The sequence below is a fragment of the Chryseobacterium sp. genome, from assembly GCF_022869225.1.
In the GTDB taxonomy this organism is placed as follows: domain Bacteria; phylum Bacteroidota; class Bacteroidia; order Flavobacteriales; family Weeksellaceae; genus Chryseobacterium.
The window spans coordinates 3,366,959-3,385,380 of record NZ_JALIHL010000001.1; the positions used below are offsets into that span (position 1 = coordinate 3,366,959).

At 39.8% G+C, this 18,422-nt stretch carries 8 protein-coding genes, 2 tRNA genes and 3 rRNA genes; 9 read left to right on the top strand and 4 right to left on the bottom strand.

Going from position 1 to position 18,422, the window contains the following annotated elements:
• Nucleotides 1–52 precede the first annotated feature (52 nt).
• Complete coding sequence (locus tag MUW56_RS15795; protein ID WP_292014081.1) at nt 53–451, bottom strand: immunity 22 family protein; 399 nt, start codon at nt 449–451, stop codon at nt 53–55.
• A gap of 20 nt (nt 452–471) precedes the next feature.
• Complete coding sequence (locus MUW56_RS15800) at nt 472–1,056, bottom strand: hypothetical protein (RefSeq protein WP_292014082.1); 585 nt, start codon at nt 1,054–1,056, stop codon at nt 472–474.
• A gap of 190 nt (nt 1,057–1,246) precedes the next feature.
• On the opposite strand from MUW56_RS15800, the gene MUW56_RS15805 reads away from it, so the two are divergent.
• Nucleotides 1,247–1,894, top strand: a complete 648-nt coding sequence (locus MUW56_RS15805) for an MgtC/SapB family protein (protein ID WP_292014083.1) — start codon at nt 1,247–1,249, stop codon at nt 1,892–1,894.
• A gap of 29 nt (nt 1,895–1,923) precedes the next feature.
• Here the strand turns inward: MUW56_RS15805 and MUW56_RS15810 are convergent, their stop codons facing one another.
• Nucleotides 1,924–2,409 carry a copper resistance protein NlpE N-terminal domain-containing protein gene (locus MUW56_RS15810; RefSeq protein WP_292014084.1) on the bottom strand — a complete coding sequence of 162 codons (486 nt, stop codon included), beginning with the start codon at nt 2,407–2,409 and terminating at the stop codon, nt 1,924–1,926.
• Nucleotides 2,410–2,688: 279 nt separating this feature from the next.
• Here MUW56_RS15810 and MUW56_RS15815 point away from each other — a divergent pair, with 279 nt between their 5' ends.
• Complete coding sequence (locus tag MUW56_RS15815) at nt 2,689–4,827, top strand: S46 family peptidase (RefSeq protein WP_292014085.1); 2,139 nt, start codon at nt 2,689–2,691, stop codon at nt 4,825–4,827.
• 100 nt (nt 4,828–4,927) lie between these two features.
• Here MUW56_RS15815 and MUW56_RS15820 read toward each other — a convergent pair whose 3' ends face one another.
• Nucleotides 4,928–7,795 (bottom strand): pitrilysin family protein, encoded by a 2,868-nt coding sequence (locus MUW56_RS15820; protein WP_292015424.1) that lies wholly within the window; start codon nt 7,793–7,795, stop codon nt 4,928–4,930.
• A gap of 822 nt (nt 7,796–8,617) precedes the next feature.
• On the opposite strand from MUW56_RS15820, the gene MUW56_RS15825 reads away from it, so the two are divergent.
• From MUW56_RS15825 to kdpA, 7 genes are all read left to right on the top strand, one after another.
• Nucleotides 8,618–10,134, top strand: a 16S ribosomal RNA gene (locus tag MUW56_RS15825).
• 204 nt (nt 10,135–10,338) lie between these two features.
• Nucleotides 10,339–10,412, top strand: a tRNA-Ile gene (locus MUW56_RS15830).
• Nucleotides 10,413–10,500: 88 nt separating this feature from the next.
• Nucleotides 10,501–10,577: transfer RNA gene (locus tag MUW56_RS15835), tRNA-Ala, on the top strand.
• A gap of 149 nt (nt 10,578–10,726) precedes the next feature.
• Nucleotides 10,727–13,484: ribosomal RNA gene (locus tag MUW56_RS15840) — 23S ribosomal RNA — on the top strand.
• A 159-nt stretch (nt 13,485–13,643) separates the two neighbouring features.
• Nucleotides 13,644–13,751 (top strand): 5S ribosomal RNA (rrf, locus tag MUW56_RS15845).
• The 16S, 23S and 5S rRNA genes sit together here with 2 tRNA genes alongside, the layout of an rRNA operon.
• Before the next feature lie 1,093 nt (nt 13,752–14,844).
• The gene (locus tag MUW56_RS15850; RefSeq protein WP_292014086.1) at nt 14,845–16,170 is read left to right on the top strand and encodes a sigma-54 dependent transcriptional regulator; all 1,326 of its coding nucleotides are present in this window, start codon (nt 14,845–14,847) and stop codon (nt 16,168–16,170) included.
• A gap of 438 nt (nt 16,171–16,608) precedes the next feature.
• Nucleotides 16,609–18,303, top strand: coding sequence for a potassium-transporting ATPase subunit KdpA (kdpA, locus tag MUW56_RS15855; RefSeq protein WP_292014087.1), 1,695 nt, complete (start codon nt 16,609–16,611; stop codon nt 18,301–18,303).
• The last annotated feature ends 119 nt before the right edge of the window (nt 18,304–18,422 follow it).

Consider the following 18,422-nt stretch of genomic DNA (forward strand, 5'->3'; position numbering starts at 1 on the left):
TATTCCATAATAAAGACTGCGGTCAATCCATAGAATTGAGCCTGTGTGTATTTTATACCTCAAATTCTATCTCACCAATATAATACAGTTTATTTTCTTCCCCGTCTACAGAAACAGGATTAGGAATTACAAACCTGCTGGCAAAAATAATAGCGTTAACCGGTGTATTGAGACCAAGCTCATTAAGCTTTTTTTCAAGTGCCGGAAGCCATTGATCTGCATAGGAGTATTCTGAAAATTTTTCATAGATGCCTAAGTTTTCATCTTCAAACCCATATTCCATGAAATCATCATCAAACCACTTTATATTTTGTGATTCGGCAAATTTTGAAATATACTGGTCTTCCGTTTCCTCTTCCATATAGTAACTTTCATCCTCTTCTACAAAGTCATAAAAGTCTTCTTCATTTTTAAAATATCCCAGCCAGAAGTGAGAAGTTTCTTTATCCATAAGTGAAATTTTATATAATGTTATTTTTTGATATTCTTTACCAGGTGGGCCTTTTCATCAATGAGAAGCATTCCCGTCATCATTGCAAACCCTCCTTTGCCATTTATGTTGACATTGATCTTTTCTGAAAACTGTTGAATAAGTTCTCCGTTATTCAGATCATACAGCCTGAATATTGAATTTCCGAATGTCATCCCTCCCATTTGATTAATGGTAAAGACAACTGGCAGCAACAGCAGGTCTGCATTACTGAATTTTTCTTTGATATAGCCTATTTCCTCCGTATTCAGGATGGTTTTCAGGTTGGGAAATGCTTTGATCTCTTTAGATTTATAGTCTTTTTCAGCGACTTTCTTTAAAATATCGGTCACTTTTGTATCCAGCTGAGTGCGCAGTACAGAAACATCAATGAATTTTAACAGCAGGGTATCCTTTAAAATATCTTTTGTAATCTCATCATTTTCTTCAAAATTGTTGTTGATAGGAACAAAAGCAACTATTGAGGTTTCGCCTTTAAAAGAATAATTTTCATTAAATACTTTTTGTGCATTAAAAAATGAAATTCCGGATAAAACCGTAATCAATGTGAACACAAGGTTTTTCATATAGCGTTTATTATGGTAATCTCTTTGCAGGCTGTTTTTTCAACGTCCTAAACAGATATTTGAGAGTGTAATATTACAAAAGTTTTCTGTTATATCAGGCTTTTTGAGCATCGTGACAAAGTCTGGACATCAAAAATAGTTCCGTACATTTTTTTATTGTAAATTTATTCTAAGGTTAAATTTTTTAAAAATGGATTTTCTTCAGGATCATTATACCGTTAAAAATGAACTCTTACTGATTCTTATTTCCGTCCTGCTGGGACTGATGATTGGTGCTGAACGGGAGTACCGCAATAAATCTGCGGGTCTTCGTACTTTTATTTTAGTTTGTTTCGGGGCCTGTCTCTTTACCATCCTTTCCATTAAAATAGGAGTTGCCAATCCGGACCGTCTTGCTGCGAATATCATTACCGGAATTGGTTTTTTGGGAGCAGGAGTGATTTTCAAGGGAGATAATAAAATAGAAGGAATTACTACAGCGACTACAATCTGGGCAACAGCTTCCATAGGAATGGCTGTAGGTTCCGGCTATGTCTACCTGTCACTACTGGGAACCATTCTGGTACTTTTGATCCTAAGCTCTCTTACGTATCTCCAAAACTTTATAGACAACTATCATAAAATCAGGGAATACAAAATTGCGGTAGCGGGTTCAGAGGATGTAAAGCACTGTGAGGCTATCTTTAAAGGGCATCATGTAAAATATCAGATGATCAAACAGCAGTATACGCAGGGGAATCTAGCCGTTACATGGAGGCTGACAGGAAAAAATGAGCATCATGAAGAAGTCATTAAATGCCTTATGGAGGATGCTAAAATTATAGCGTACCAATTTTAGAATAAGACAAAAAATAAAGGCCTGAGCCTTTATTTTTTCTTGAATATATATAAATCCTTGTTAGGACCGCTAATTTCTTTCCCGTCCATATCTAATTGTACGAGCATATTTTCGCCTACCTTATATTTATAATTGGCTGTTTTACCTTTTAATGTAATGATACTTCCTGTAGTATCCCATTCAAAAGATCCTTTATCCTGGTTTTTTGAATTTCTGTCAATGTATTCTTCCGTAATGCTGAAGGTTTTGTCATTGTTCAATGTGAGTAAAGTCCTGATTCCGGGACAGTCGGCACATGGAACTATAGCTTCATACGTGCCGTTCCAATCCAAGGCATTTTCAGAAGTGTCAGCCATAATATTTGTTACAGAATGCGAGGTACTGTCAGAGGCCGGTTGAACAGCCGCGGAATCTGTAGCAGAACCCGTTGCTTCAGCTGTCTTTTCTTTTTGAGAACAAGAAATCATGAATAGTGCTGCCCCAATTCCCAGGATAAGCATTTTGTCTTTCATCATAGTAATCAATTTAAATAATTTTTTAATATTAAAGTGGAATACCAGTAAACAAAAACTGAGCCAGAGAAGATAGAAATTCACTATTGATAGAAATAATTTGAAGCATTGAAATCAAGGGCCACCATTTATCATTCATATTCAATACTTAAGATAATTCTTTTCTTCTGGTTCTGGTGCTTTTTGTATTTTGCCTCATATAAAATGGACATAACAACTTTTACAGCCTTTTTATTGAGCCTGTTCATATTTTTCTTCGTAAATTCGGGCAAAATTTTGATTATGACAAAAAAGATACTTTTATCTGTATTTCTTTTGCCGGCTGCAATGGCATTTGCACAACAATATGGAGGAATGTGGATTCCTACGGAACTGAATGAAAAGGAAATGAAGGATTTGGGGATGAAGATTTCTGCCAAAGACATTTTCAACCCTCAGAAGCCGAGCATAAAAGATGCAGTAGTACAGTTTAATGGCGGGTGCACCGCAGAGATCATTTCGCCTAAAGGACTGTTATTAACCAATCATCACTGCGGTTACGGACAGATCCAAGCGCATTCTACGGTTCAGAATGACCTTCTTTCGAATGGCTTCTGGGCTAAGAACACCACAGGAGAACTTCCTAATCCGGGAGTGAAAGTAGATTTTATTGTCGATATAAAAGAAGTAACCAATCAGGTCTTAGAAGGCACCGATAACCTTACAGAACCTGAACTGAGCAAAAAGATCAACAACAATATTGAGGTTTACAAAAACTCTCAGAAAATTGAATCCTATCAATCGATCCTGGTGAAGCCTATGTACTATGGAAACAAGTATTATGCATACACCATAGAGACCTATAAAGATATTCGTCTTGTAGGAGCTCCGCCTCAAAGTATAGGAAAATTCGGCAGCGATACAGACAACTGGGTTTGGCCCAGGCATACCGGAGATTTCTCGATGTTCAGAATCTATGCAGACAAAAACAATAAACCTGCAGAATATTCAAAAGATAACGTTCCTTACGTTCCAAAACACTATTTGCCGGTTTCTATAAAAGATAAAAATGAAAATGATTTTACTTTTGTTTTCGGATTCCCGGGAAAAACTACAGAATATCTTCCTGCAGTAGCGGTAGAAAAGATCATGAAAGATATTGATCCTGCCAGAATTGCTGTACGTGATGTAGCATTGAAAACTTTGGATGAAAAAATGCGTGTGGATAATGAAACACGTATCAAATATGCCTCAAAATATGCATCCGTTGCCAACTATTGGAAAAAATGGATCGGAGAAGTGGAGGGATTAAAAAAATCCAATGCTGTAGAGAAAAAAGTAATGTATGAAGGTTCTCTTGTGTCTAAAAATCCGGAGATCAAATCAACATTAGACCAATTAAATAAACTTTACAATGATCAGGCTCCTTACGCATTAAACAATGCCTATTATACGGAAGTAATAAGAAATGCTGAAACATTGAAGCTGGCTGGCGACTACTACGACTTTATTGCTTCTGTGGAAGCAGGAAGGATGGATGAAAAAGAGCTTACCAAATTAAAATCAAAATTAACCTCATTCTACAAAGACTACAGTGCAGAACTTGATGCCAAAGTAACTGCAAAATTATTGGCTCTGTATGTTAATAAAACCGCACCACAGTTTTTGCCGGCAGGATTCAGCAAATATAAAGATGAAAACGCAAATATTCCCGTGGTGGAAGAAATGTCCAAGAACTCTATCATTACCGGAAGAACAGCTGTAAACGGAGCGGCATTAACGGCTGATATTGATAAAGGATTTTCTAATCAGGACAAACTGATTAAAACTTTAAAGAAAGACCCTGTTTATCAGCTCTATGTTTCGATAAGAGAAATTTATATGAAAACGGCTGATCCACAGTTTACTTCTCTTCAGTCAAAAATTGATGCGTTGCAGAAGAAGTTTATGGCACAGCAAATGGAAACTGATAAAGACAGAAAATTCTTCCCGGATGCCAACTCAACCCTTCGTGTAACTTACGGAAAGGTAAAAGGCTCCGCTCCAAGAGATGCTGTTTCTTACGGATACCAGACCCACCTGGCGGGAGTAATGGAAAAGTACGTGCCTGGAGATTATGAATTTGACGTTCCTAAAAAACTGATCGATCTTTATAACAAGAAAGATTTTGGAGCTTACAAAGATAAAACGGGTGATGTTCCGGTAGGATTTACAGCCACCAACCATACGACAGGAGGAAATTCCGGAAGCCCGGCTCTGGATGCCAATGGTAACCTTGTTGGGTTAAACTTTGACAGACAGTGGGAGGGAACGATGAGTGACATCAATTATGACCCCCGTTTCAGCAGAAATATCATGGTGGATACCAAATATATCCTGTTCATCATTGAAAAATTCGCTGATTCAAAATGGCTGATTGATGAAATGAAGGTGATTAAATAATGTAATCATTACCAATCTATAGTAATAAATCCCGGATGATTCCGGGATTTATTATTTGTATGGGTTTCGTAAGAAGAATGCTGTTCATTCATTATTCGGTTTAATAGCCAAAAATATCTTTCAGGCTTACCTCGGTAAATGCACCCATTTTACGTACTGCATCCATATCCAGATTTTCTTTTTTACCAATAATCGCAGTATTAAAATGGACAGGCTTGACCTCTGTTTGATAAAACTGTTTAATATCTTCAAATCTCAGATTTTGGATCTGTTCATAGATATCCTTTCTGAAATCGTGGTAAATACCCAGCTTTTTCAATCGTAAAGTATTGAAAAATATATTGTTTCTTGTTATTCTGGTGGAAGCGATCTGTTTCAGAGCAGCATTCTTGGCATTTTCAAACTGAATCGGAACCTCCGGAAGCTCATTCATCAGCTCATCCATCGTATCTACAGCAATCATCAGTTTGTCCGGTTGAGTTCCAATATACGTGGTAATATAATCAGGATGATTCAGTTCAAGATTGGCAGCATATGAAACATACGCAGAATAGGCGAGACTCTTACTTTCCCGGATTTCCTGGAAAACGATGGAAGATAATCCTCTTCCAAAATATTCATTGAAAACATTCACTTTTCCAAAGTTGGACGGATCTACAAGATTCCCTTTTCCGGCTTTGCTCATTTCCATCTGTACCATATCATAATCAATAAAATACACATGACCTCCGGTTTCAGGTTCCAGATAAAGCCTGGGTTCAGAAATCTGGAGACTTTCCGTCTCGGTATAGGCTCCGATGTATCCTTTAAAATTTTCAAAATCCTTTCCATAGAAAAATATCTGGTAGGGATACTTGAAAAGTTTTTTCATCCGGTCCGTAAATATTTCAGCCTTGCTGCTTTCAAGCTCTTCTTTTGAAATGACATCCGTAAAACGGGACGTACTGCCCAATTTCGTATAATTTGTCAGGGCTGTCATAATACGGTTTTTATCTTTCTTTATTGCCTGCCGATTTTCCAATACTGTATTGACGAACTGATTATAAATATCCTGGTCCGGTTTTACATGATACATCCAGTGCTGAAGAAGCGCGATTCCTTTTTCAATATTTTCTTCCAATCCGCTTAATGAGATCAACAACTGATTATTGGTTGTTTTAAAATCATTATTAATTCCGATCTTAAAAAATTCCTTCTTCAAATCTTCAGGAGAAAGTTCATGGGTTCCCAAATACTGAAGTAACTGAGTTGAAATTCCAAGTTCCCTGTCATGATCACTTCCAAAAGGGAAAATGAAATGCACCTGTGCAAGGTCATTGTATTTATTTCTGACGAAGTTCAGCTTTTTACCTTTAATATGGTCCGTGGCAATTTCTTTTTGATAGTCGATGAATTCAGGTTTGATATCTTCGGTGATATCGGATAAAATTCCTTTTAAAAATTCAGACTGCGCCTCGCGGTTGATTTTAACAGGGGTGATGCCGGGGTTTTCAACCCGTACCAATTTATCATTAGTCCCTTTTTCTTTATAAACAATCACATAATTGTCTTTGAAAAACTCACGGGCAAAACTCATAACATCCTCTTTCGTAAAACGGGCATATTCATCCATTTCATTCAGCTCCTGCTCCCAGGTTCTTCCTTTTATATAGGTATCATAAAGATTTGTGGCTAAACCTTCAGCGGTTTCAAGGCCTTTCAGTCTCTGAATTTTAAAATCATTAATAATGGCAGGAAGCATCCAGTCAGGGAAATCTCCTTTTTTGATGAGTTCAATTTCTTCCAAAACCATATCCTTCGCTTCATCCAATGTTTGAGTCTCCTTCGGAACAGCGACAATAGAAAAATATCCATACTGTTTCAACCCTACAGAGAAAGCCTGTGCCCAAAGCATTTTCTGAGTTTGGTTAATATGGAGGTCTAATAAGCCGGCTTCACCACGGTTGCTCAATATATTGGCAACAATATCAGCAAGCATTGCTTCTCTTGTACCATAGCTTTCTGTTCTCCAGGCCAGTTGAATTCTCGGAGTGGTAGGACTCTTTACCGTTCTTTTGATAATGTCGGTGATGGGTTGTTCAGTAACAGGTGTTTTTTTCGGAAGTTCCTTATAGGGAAGAGTCCCAAAATATCGATCAATTAATTGAATAGTTTCTTCAAAGTCCAGATCTCCGACCAATACCATTGCATAATTATTAGGAACATAATATTCATCAAAATATTTATGAATAGCTTTCATAGAAGGATTTTTCAAATGTTCCGGCCTGCCGAGTGTCGTTTGCTGTCCATTGGGATGTGTCGGAAATAAGGCATCCATCAGTTCATAGTTGACAAGCCTGGTGTCATTGTCCTGTGCCCTGTTGAATTCTTCATACACCGATTCCAATTCTGTGTGGAAAAGCCGCAATGCGATTTCTGAAAATCTTTCCTTTTCTATTCTCAGCCATTTTTCCAGCTCATTGTTGGGGATGTTGTTTTTATAAACCGTTTCATCAAACCAGGTGTGTGCATTGGTTCCGCTGGCTCCCAATGAAGAAATCGCTTTGTCATATTCGTTGGCAATAGCATATTGGCTTGCCTCCTGGGAGATCTGGTCTATCTTTTTATAAATTTCCTTTTTCTTTTCAGCATCCTGCTCTGCTTTATGCAACTCATAAAGTTCAGAGATTTGATCAAGGAGTGCTTTTTCTTTTTCCCAGTTTTGAGTTCCTATTTTAGAGGTGCCTTTAAACATCATATGCTCCAGATAATGGGCAAGACCGGTATTATCTGCCGGGTCATTATTGCTTCCGGTTCTTACCGGTATAAAGGTTTGTATTCTTGGAGCATCAATATTTTGAGCAAGGAAAACCTTTAGGCCGTTTTTCAATAAGTAGATTCTTACTTTATTTTCATCATGGGTTACCGTGATATATTCATAGTGGTTTTTATCTGTATGAACCGTTTCTTTATATTTTCTGTCTATCATATATGAATTCATTTCATTCTTTTAAATGCAGAATGCAGTACAAATGTAATGAATCAAAAAAAAATGCGCTCCGGTTTTATGACTATTACATCTATTATTATAGTTGAGAAGTTGAATTGAGTGTGCATATATAAAGGAGATCTGTGAATGGGAGAGGGGGAAGCAGCAATTTTATTAGTACCTATACATAAGATATAATCATAACCGGTACTATATAATATATAAAGAAGAAGCTTATAAACTGAACTATTTCCCTCCATATCCGCATCGTTTGCCTTTCAAACCCAACCCCTCAAACATTTGTTTAAAATTTTTCACTCTGCCATTCAGGGTTTTAGCAAAAAATGTTACGGGAATGTAAAATTTAAGTTAAATAAACTTGTTTGGTATGTGGTAAAGGGTCTATCTTTGCCCCACTGAAAACGAGAGAAGATCAGTAAGCGCAGAAGGGCTTTTAGATAAGCAGAAACGAAATACTTTAAGATAATAAATCTACAAAACGCGTTTAAAACTTTTTAAAAATAAAAGTTGCGAAAGTGAAAAAGATTTGTATCTTTGCAATCCCAAATAAAGGGAGCGCAGGAGGAGTAGGGCTGAGGATTGGCGAAGGATTAAGGTTACAAAAAAACTTTAAAATTTTCTTCAAAAAGATTTGGTCAAATCGAAATAAAGTTTTACTTTTGCACTCGCAAATACGGAGCAACACAGACAGAAAGATTGCTTCGTTAAAAAGCGAAAGATATAAAGATCATTGACATACAATATAACAACCAAGTAAGGAAAAACTAAAGCGTCAAAACTTTGAGTGAGTCAGACAAACATACAATGGAGAGTTTGATCCTGGCTCAGGATGAACGCTAGCGGGAGGCCTAACACATGCAAGCCGAGCGGTAGAGATTCTTCGGGATCTTGAGAGCGGCGTACGGGTGCGGAACACGTGTGCAACCTGCCTTTATCAGGGGGATAGCCTTTCGAAAGGAAGATTAATACCCCATAATATATTAATTGGCATCAATTGATATTGAAAACTCCGGTGGATAGAGATGGGCACGCGCAAGATTAGATAGTTGGTGAGGTAACGGCTCACCAAGTCTGCGATCTTTAGGGGGCCTGAGAGGGTGATCCCCCACACTGGTACTGAGACACGGACCAGACTCCTACGGGAGGCAGCAGTGAGGAATATTGGACAATGGGTGAGAGCCTGATCCAGCCATCCCGCGTGAAGGACGACGGCCCTATGGGTTGTAAACTTCTTTTGTATAGGGATAAACCTAGATACGAGTATCTAGCTGAAGGTACTATACGAATAAGCACCGGCTAACTCCGTGCCAGCAGCCGCGGTAATACGGAGGGTGCAAGCGTTATCCGGATTTATTGGGTTTAAAGGGTCCGTAGGCTGATGTGTAAGTCAGTGGTGAAATCTCACAGCTTAACTGTGAAACTGCCATTGATACTGCATGTCTTGAGTGTTGTTGAAGTAGCTGGAATAAGTAGTGTAGCGGTGAAATGCATAGATATTACTTAGAACACCAATTGCGAAGGCAGGTTACTAAGCAACAACTGACGCTGATGGACGAAAGCGTGGGGAGCGAACAGGATTAGATACCCTGGTAGTCCACGCCGTAAACGATGCTAACTCGTTTTTGGGCTTTCGGGTTCAGAGACTAAGCGAAAGTGATAAGTTAGCCACCTGGGGAGTACGAACGCAAGTTTGAAACTCAAAGGAATTGACGGGGGCCCGCACAAGCGGTGGATTATGTGGTTTAATTCGATGATACGCGAGGAACCTTACCAAGGCTTAAATGGGAATTGACAGGCTTAGAAATAGGCTTTTCTTCGGACAATTTTCAAGGTGCTGCATGGTTGTCGTCAGCTCGTGCCGTGAGGTGTTAGGTTAAGTCCTGCAACGAGCGCAACCCCTGTCACTAGTTGCCATCATTAAGTTGGGGACTCTAGTGAGACTGCCTACGCAAGTAGAGAGGAAGGTGGGGATGACGTCAAATCATCACGGCCCTTACGCCTTGGGCCACACACGTAATACAATGGCCAGTACAGAGGGCCGCTACACAGTGATGTGATGCAAATCTCGAAAGCTGGTCTCAGTTCGGATTGGAGTCTGCAACTCGACTCTATGAAGCTGGAATCGCTAGTAATCGCGCATCAGCCATGGCGCGGTGAATACGTTCCCGGGCCTTGTACACACCGCCCGTCAAGCCATGGAAGTCTGGGGTACCTGAAGTCGGTGACCGTAACAGGAGCTGCCTAGGGTAAAACAGGTAACTAGGGCTAAGTCGTAACAAGGTAGCCGTACCGGAAGGTGCGGCTGGAACATCTCATTTTAGAGCGTCATTAGACGATAAACAAAATTAGTATCGCAAGATACAAGTACTTGCTTAAAGAGAAGCTTTAGTTTTTTGTTTGGTTGGTTATATTAACAATACAACACCCACTAGAAATTAGTAAAAGGGATTGAGACGAGAGGCAAGATAAAAGAAGAAGATCAGTCTGATATCTAATATCTGAAATCTGTTAGTCTAACAGACAGTCTCGTAGCTCAGCTGGTTAGAGCGCTACACTGATAATGTAGAGGTCGGCAGTTCGAGCCTGCCCGAGACTACTAATTATAAGACGGGAAGATATAAGATGCTAGAGATCAGAATTTAAAAGACTGAAATCTAAGATCTGACATCTGAAGTCTACTAGAGGGGGAATTAGCTCAGCTGGCTAGAGCGCCTGCCTTGCACGCAGGAGGTCAAGGGTTCGACTCCCTTATTCTCCACCATCATAGATGGTTTAGTTTTAAAAAAGCAAATAGAGCCAAAAACAATATTTGCGAATTAAATCAGAAATAGAATTAAGATCATTGACATTAACGGTAAAGACATCACAAAGAGAAAACCGAGCGCATAAAGCGCTTGAGTAACCAATAGGAAAGAAATCGTTAAGGGCGTATGGCGGATGCCTAGGCTTTCAGAGGCGACGAAGGACGTGGTAAGCTGCGAAAAGCTGCGGGGATTGGCACACACGAATTGATCCGCAGATATCCGAATGGGGCAACCCGGCATGTTGAAGACATGTCACCTCGCAAGAGGAGCAAACCCGGAGAACTGAAACATCTAAGTACCCGGAGGAAAAGAAATCGAAGAGATTCCGTAAGTAGTGGCGAGCGAAAGCGGATTAGCCCAAAAGCTTTTATATGTTTAATAGAATGTTCTGGAAAGAACAGCCGTAGCGGGTGATAGCCCCTTATATGAAAGGCATATTTAAGTGATAAATGAGTAGGGCGGGACACGTGAAATCCTGTCTGAATATGGGGGGACCATCCTCCAAGGCTAAATACTCCTGAAAGACCGATAGTGAACAAGTACTGTGAAGGAAAGGTGAAAAGCACTTCGAATAGAAGGGTGAAATAGAACCTGAAACCGTACGCCTACAAGCGGTCGGAGCAGCGTAAAGCTGTGACGGCGTGCCTTTTGCATAATGAGCCTACGAGTTAATTTTACTAGCGAGGTTAAGGTATTAAGTACCGGAGCCGGAGCGAAAGCGAGTCTGAATAGGGCGTATAGTTAGTAGGATTAGACGCGAAACCTTGTGATCTACCCATGGGCAGGTTGAAGCTCTGGTAACACAGAGTGGAGGACCGAACCGGTTGACGTTGAAAAGTCTTCGGATGACCTGTGGGTAGGGGTGAAAGGCCAATCAAACTGGGAGATAGCTCGTACTCTCCGAAATGCATTTAGGTGCAGCGTCGTATATAAGTTTATTAGAGGTAGAGCTACTGATTGGATGCGGGGGTTTCATCGCCTACCAATTCCTGACAAACTCCGAATGCTAATAAATGTTCTGCGGCAGTGAGGGCATGGGTGCTAAGGTCCATGTCCGAGAGGGAAAGAACCCAGACCAACAGCTAAGGTCCCCAAATATATGTTAAGTTGAAACAACGCGGTTGGACTGCATTGACAGCTAGGATGTTGGCTTGGAAGCAGCCATTCATTTAAAGAGTGCGTAACAGCTCACTAGTCGAGCGGTCCGGCATGGATAATAATCGGGCATAAACATATTACCGAAGCTATGGATTTATATTTTAGATATATCTGGTAGGAGAGCATTCTATTTGCGCAGAAGCATTACTGTGAGGTATTGTGGAGCGGATAGAAAAGAAAATGTAGGCATAAGTAACGATAAAGCAGGCGAGAAACCTGCTCACCGAAAGACCAAGGCTTCCTCAGCCATGCTAATCAGCTGAGGGTTAGTCGGGACCTAACGCGAACCCGAAAGGGGTAGTGGATGGACAATGGGTTAATATTCCCATACTTGCTCACACTAAAAAGGGGACGGAGTGCCGTACTTACTGGAGACTGACGGAATAGTCAAGGCCTAGCCTTCGGGCGAAGCTGCTGTAGGGAAAGTGCTTCCAAGAAAAGCCGAAGTGAAGCAACCCGTACCAAAACCGACACAGGTGGTCGAGGAGAGAATCCTAAGGTGCTCGAGTGAGTCGTGGCTAAGGAACTAGGCAAAATAGTCTCGTAACTTCGGAAGAAGAGACGCCATCAGCAATGGTGGCCGCAGTGAAGAGGCCCAGGCGACTGTTTATCAAAAACACAGGACTCTGCTAAATCGAAAGATGCTGTATAGGGTCTGACACCTGCCCGGTGCTGGAAGGTTAAGGAAGGTGCTTAGGGTTAAACCGAAGGCATTAACTGAAGCCCCAGTAAACGGCGGCCGTAACTATAACGGTCCTAAGGTAGCGAAATTCCTTGTCGGGTAAGTTCCGACCTGCACGAATGGTGTAACGATCTGGGCACTGTCTCAGCCACGAGCTCGGTGAAATTGTAGTATCGGTGAAGATGCCGATTACCCGCAATGGGACGAAAAGACCCTGTGAACCTTTACTATAACTTCGTATTGACTTTGAGTAAGTAATGTGTAGGATAGGTGGGAGGCTTAGAAGCATGCACGCTAGTGTTTGTGGAGCCGACGTTGAAATACCACCCTTTACTTACTTGGAGCCTAACTTCTTTTAGAAGGACATTGCGTGGTGGGTAGTTTGACTGGGGTGGTCGCCTCCAAAAGAGTAACGGAGGCTTTCAAAGGTACCCTCAGCACGCTTGGTAACCGTGCGTAGAGTGTAATGGCATAAGGGTGCTTGACTGTGAGACCAACAAGTCGATCAGGTGCGAAAGCAGGACATAGTGATCCGGTGGTTCCGTATGGAAGGGCCATCGCTCATAGGATAAAAGGTACTCCGGGGATAACAGGCTAGTCTCCCCCAAGAGCTCACATCGACGGGGAGGTTCGGCACCTCGATGTCGGCTCGTCACATCCTGGGGCTGGAGAAGGTCCCAAGGGTTGGGCTGTTCGCCCATTAAAGTGGCACGCGAGCTGGGTTCAGAACGTCGTGAGACAGTTCGGTCTCTATCTATTGCGGGCGTTAGATGTTTGAGAGGGCTTGATTCTAGTACGAGAGGACCGAATTGAACAAACCTCTGGTGTATCAGTTGTACCGCCAGGTGCACCGCTGAGTAGCTACGTTTGGAAGAGATAAGCACTGAAAGCATATAAGTGCGAAACTCGCCTCAAGATGAGACATCTTTTAAGGGTCGTTGTAGATGACGACGTTGATAGGCTACAGGTGTAAAGACAGTAATGTCATAGCCGAGTAGTACTAATTACCCGTAGATTTATAGTCTATGGTTACTTTTATAAACCAGGTGCTTTATGCGCAATGAAGGTTTTGTCTTTGTGAAAGTTTTTATCGATTAAACCAGATGTCAGATAAAAGACATCAGATGACAGACATTAAGTCTGATATCTGAAATCTATGCTCTGATATCTTATATACCTTCTTTAGGGTGGTTTTAGCGGTGGGGCTCACCTGTTCCCATTCCGAACACAGAAGTTAAGCCCACCAGCGCCGATGGTACTGCTAACGCGGGAGAGTAGGCCGCCGCCAGTTTTTATTTTATTTTTAAAAAACCTTTATCATAACGATAAAGGTTTTTTTTGTTATATACATTATATACCTTACGTATCTATACTTATATCTATACCTGTACCTGTACCTATACCTATACGTAGATCTCCACTCTCTCTATTCATCTCTATCTTCATCTATCCCGGAAGATCCGGTTCCCGTTACCCGATTGAGATACGTTTAGGCTAAAGCCATAGGGCAGCGCTCTCTTTGAGAACGGGCTAAAGCCCGTCCCTATTGAAACATGCAAGCCTGCATTTAATCCATCACCACTTATCCTTTATTCCCCATTATTGATCATTTATAATCCAGAATCCAGAATCTGAAATCTGAGATCTGAGATCTGGAATCTATACTCTCCCTAAAAGTCGTTTATATCCCCCGAATGAAAAGATCTATTTTCTTAATTTTATCTCTTTATTATATCTATCCCTGCTTTTTTATAATCAATAGAAATGGGCTTTAGCCCAACCTATTTGTAATTAATAATTAACTTTGCTGTATTTATGTTTCGGCTAAAGCCGTAGGATTGCATAACCTTTAGAACGGGCTAAAGCCCGTCCCTATTGAAATATGCAGTCCATCCATCACGCATTACTTATCCTTTATTCCCCATTATTGATCATTTATAATCCAGAATCTGAGATCTGAGATCTGGAATCTATACTCTCTCTAAAAGTCTTTTATATCCCCCGAATGAAAAGATCTAATTTTTTTAATTTTATCTTTTTATATCTGTCCATGCTTTTTTATAATCAATAGAAATAGGCTTTAGCCCAACCTATTTGTAATTAGGATTAACTTTGCTGTATTTATGTTTCGGCTAAAGCCGTAGGATCGAATATCCTTTAGCACGGGCTAAAGCCCGTGCCTATTGATCAATGTTTCATCAACATCATTAGCATTTATAATCTGGAATTTAACGCTAATGTGACAGGTAAAATAATACCATTACAAGTAAAGGCGGCCAGCCTTATAAAACTGTTCATCTCTATGTGAACTATTTCCTTCTATAAATACATTTTAGTCAAATAAAATCAATAAGTTTGTAGTTAGTTTTCCAAAAATAATTATAATGTCAGGAAACATTCTGATCATCGATGATGAGATCAAGCTCCTTAAGTTATTAGGAATGATCCTTTCCCAAGAAAATTTTAATGTAAAAGAAGCTTCTACCGCCCGTTCGGCAATGACGATGCTGGAGCAGTATGATTTTGATGTGGTATTAAGCGATGTCCGGCTTCCTGATGCCTTTGGGGTAGAATTAGTACGATCTATTAAAACAAAGTATCCTCATCTTGAAATCATCCTGATGACTGCGTTTGGTAATATTACGGATGCTGTTCAGGCTATGAAGAATGGGGCTTATGATTATCTGGTAAAAGGTGATGATAATGAAAAAATTCTTCCATTGGTATATAAAGCATTGGAAAAGGTAAAAGACAATAAATCAAGTATTGTTCATCAAACCTGTGTTAATAAAGGATTTGAACAGATTATCGGCAAGTCACCTTCCATCTTACAGGCTAAAAGATTAGCGGAAAAGGTAGCCTTAACGGATGCTGCTGTCCTTTTAACAGGAGAAACAGGAACAGGCAAAGAGGTCTTTGCGAACGCTATTCATGAGGGAAGTGAGAGAAATAAAAACAGTTTTGTTGCCATTAACTGCTCTGCGTTCAGTAAAGAGATTTTGGAGAGCGAATTATTTGGACATAGACAAGGTGCTTTTACAGGAGCTATTAAAGATAAAAAAGGGCTTATTGAAGAAGCCAATGGTGGTACTTTATTTTTGGATGAGATCGGTGAAATGCCTATAGAACTCCAGGCTAAATTACTTAGGGTTTTAGAAACCCGGGAATTTATCAAAATGGGCGATACCAAAGTGTCAAAGTCAGATTTCAGATTAGTGGCAGCCACAAACAGGGATTTGGAAGAGGAAATAAAGCAGGGAAATTTCAGAGAGGATTTGTACTTCAGACTCAATGTGTTCGAAATTACTCTTCCTCCGCTTCGGGAACGAAAAGAAGATTTAAAAACACTGGCTAAGAATTTTATTGATTTATTTTCTCATAAATTACATTTATCTTCCGTTCAAATAAGTCCGGATTATTATAAAGTTTTGGAGAAAAACGACTGGAAAGGAAATATTCGTGAATTAAGAAATGCTGTGGAGAGAAGTCTGATCTTAATGGAGAATAACATTCTGGATGCAGAAAGTCTTCCTCATTATTCGGAAAAAGCGCTTCCTGAAAGTGATTCTTTAAGCATCAGATCATTAGAGAAAATACATATTCAAAAAGTACTGCAGTATACCAAAGGTAATAAGGCCGAAGCAGCACGGCTACTTGAGATTGGCATAGCCACTCTCTACCGGAAGCTGGAAGAATATGGATTAAAATAAACGTTTTATCATTTTAATAATGAGCCTATCATTTTGATAGGCTTTTCTGTTTTTATATGGGTTGCTTAATGTGTGTAAGTTGTTGTTAATCAGTATTTTGTTTTATTTTATTCTACAATGGAACTTCTTTTGGCATATAGTATTTGAATAAAATATTTAAAAATGACAATTTCAAGAAAAACGTTTAAAAAACGTGAGCACTCGACTTTTAGTCTGCTGATTGTATCGTACGTATTGCTGACCATATTAACCCTAATAATAAAGATATGATGCTCATAAGTTTGGTTCTGCTATGTGCAGTCCTGTTTTGGCTTTTATATAAATCAGTTGAATTTTTTGATAGAATATAAAATTATGTGGAGTTTATTTTTCCTTTCAATTCTTGCCTTTGTGTATATCTGTTATGTTTTAATGAAACCTGAAAAATTTTAAGCGGTCATGAATACAGAAATTTTAGGCATCATAGCCATGTTTGCTATTACATTAGTTATCGGAATATTTTTAGGTAAATATATTGCTAATGTCTACGGATACAAGAAAACTTTTTTAGATCCGGTTTTTCAGCCGGTAGAAAAGTTAATTTATAAAATATCAGGAATCAATCCGGCCCGTCAGATGAACTGGAAACAGAATATGTTCGCCATGCTGACCATTAATTGGGTCTGGTTTATCATTGGATTTCTAATCCTGTTAAATCAGGCCCGGCTTCCTTTAAATCCTGACGGTAATCCCAATATGACCCCTGATCTTGCATTTAATACCGCCATTTCATTTTTAGTCAATTGTAACCTTCAGCATTATTCAGGAGAGACGGGAGTGAGTTATTTAAGCCAGCTTTATCTGATGTTTTTACAGTTTGTCACAGCAGCGACAGGAATGGCAGCTATGGCAGTTCTTTTTAAAGCCTTTAAAGAAAAAACGGCTACGGAACTGGGGAATTTCTATGATTATTTTACAAAATCAATGATCAGAATCCTGGTTCCCATCGGTGTAATAGTAGCTTTAATTCTTTCTATGAACGGAAGTCCGATGACTTTTCAAGGGAAAGATCATATAACGACGTTAGAAGGGCAGAAGATTGAGGTTTCCAGAGGTCCTGTAGCAGCTTTTGTTTCTATCAAACACTTAGGTACCAATGGAGGTGGATTTTTCGGAGCCAACTCAGCGCATCCTCTTGAAAACCCTAATTATATAACAAATATGACAGAAATGGTCGCCCAAATGATCATTCCGTTTGCATTAGTTTTTGCTTTAGGTTTTTATTTGAATAAAAGAAAACTTTCATGGGTCATCTTTACGGTTATGACGGTTGGTTTTTTGGCTCTTGCCGTCCCTAATATAGTCAATGAAACCGCTGGAAACCCATTAATTACAAAAATGGGAGCAGACAGCAGCCTGGGAGCAATGGAAGGTAAGGAAATCCGTTTTGGAAGTGCTGCATCAGGATATTGGAGTATTGCAACTACTGTAATTTCAACAGGATCCGTCAATTCTATGCATGACAGTACAATGCCTCTTTCCGGGATGAACGAGCTGCTTGCGATGATGATCAACTGTTTCTACGGTGGTTGTGGAGTAGGAATCCTGAATTACTTTATCTTTATCATTCTTGCTGTATTTATCAGTGGGCTGATGGTAGGAAGGACTCCGGAGTTTATGGGCAAAAAGATTGAAGCTAAGGAAATGAAGATCGCAATGATCGTAGCCTTGTTCCATCCCTTTCTAATTCTTGTAGGAACCGCTTTAACAGCTTATCTGCCGGAGTTTGGAACCAAAACATTGAATAATCCCGGTTTTCATGGTTTCAGTGAAATGCTGTACGAATTTACTTCTTCTTCAGCCAATAACGGATCTGGATTTGAAGGGTTAGGAGACAATACTCCCTGGTGGAATATTTCAACAGGAATTGTACTGCTGTTATCAAGATTCATCCCGATAATAGGGCCTGTAGCCATAGCAGGTTTGCTGGCACAGAAAAAATTTATCCCTGAAAGCTCAGGAACATTGAAAACAGATACCGCTACTTTCGGTTTCATGACGCTGGCAGTCATTCTACTTATTGCAGCCTTATCTTTCTTCCCTGCATTGACCTTAGGCCCTATAGCAGAGCAGATTCAATATTTCTCAAAATAAAATGTGAACATTAAAATTAAAATCAATAATAAACCATTGAGGAAGCCGGAGTGTCTGAGGAATCTAATCTGAAAACTTACTGAAACGTTCACTTTATTATTATCCATTCCATTCCTTAC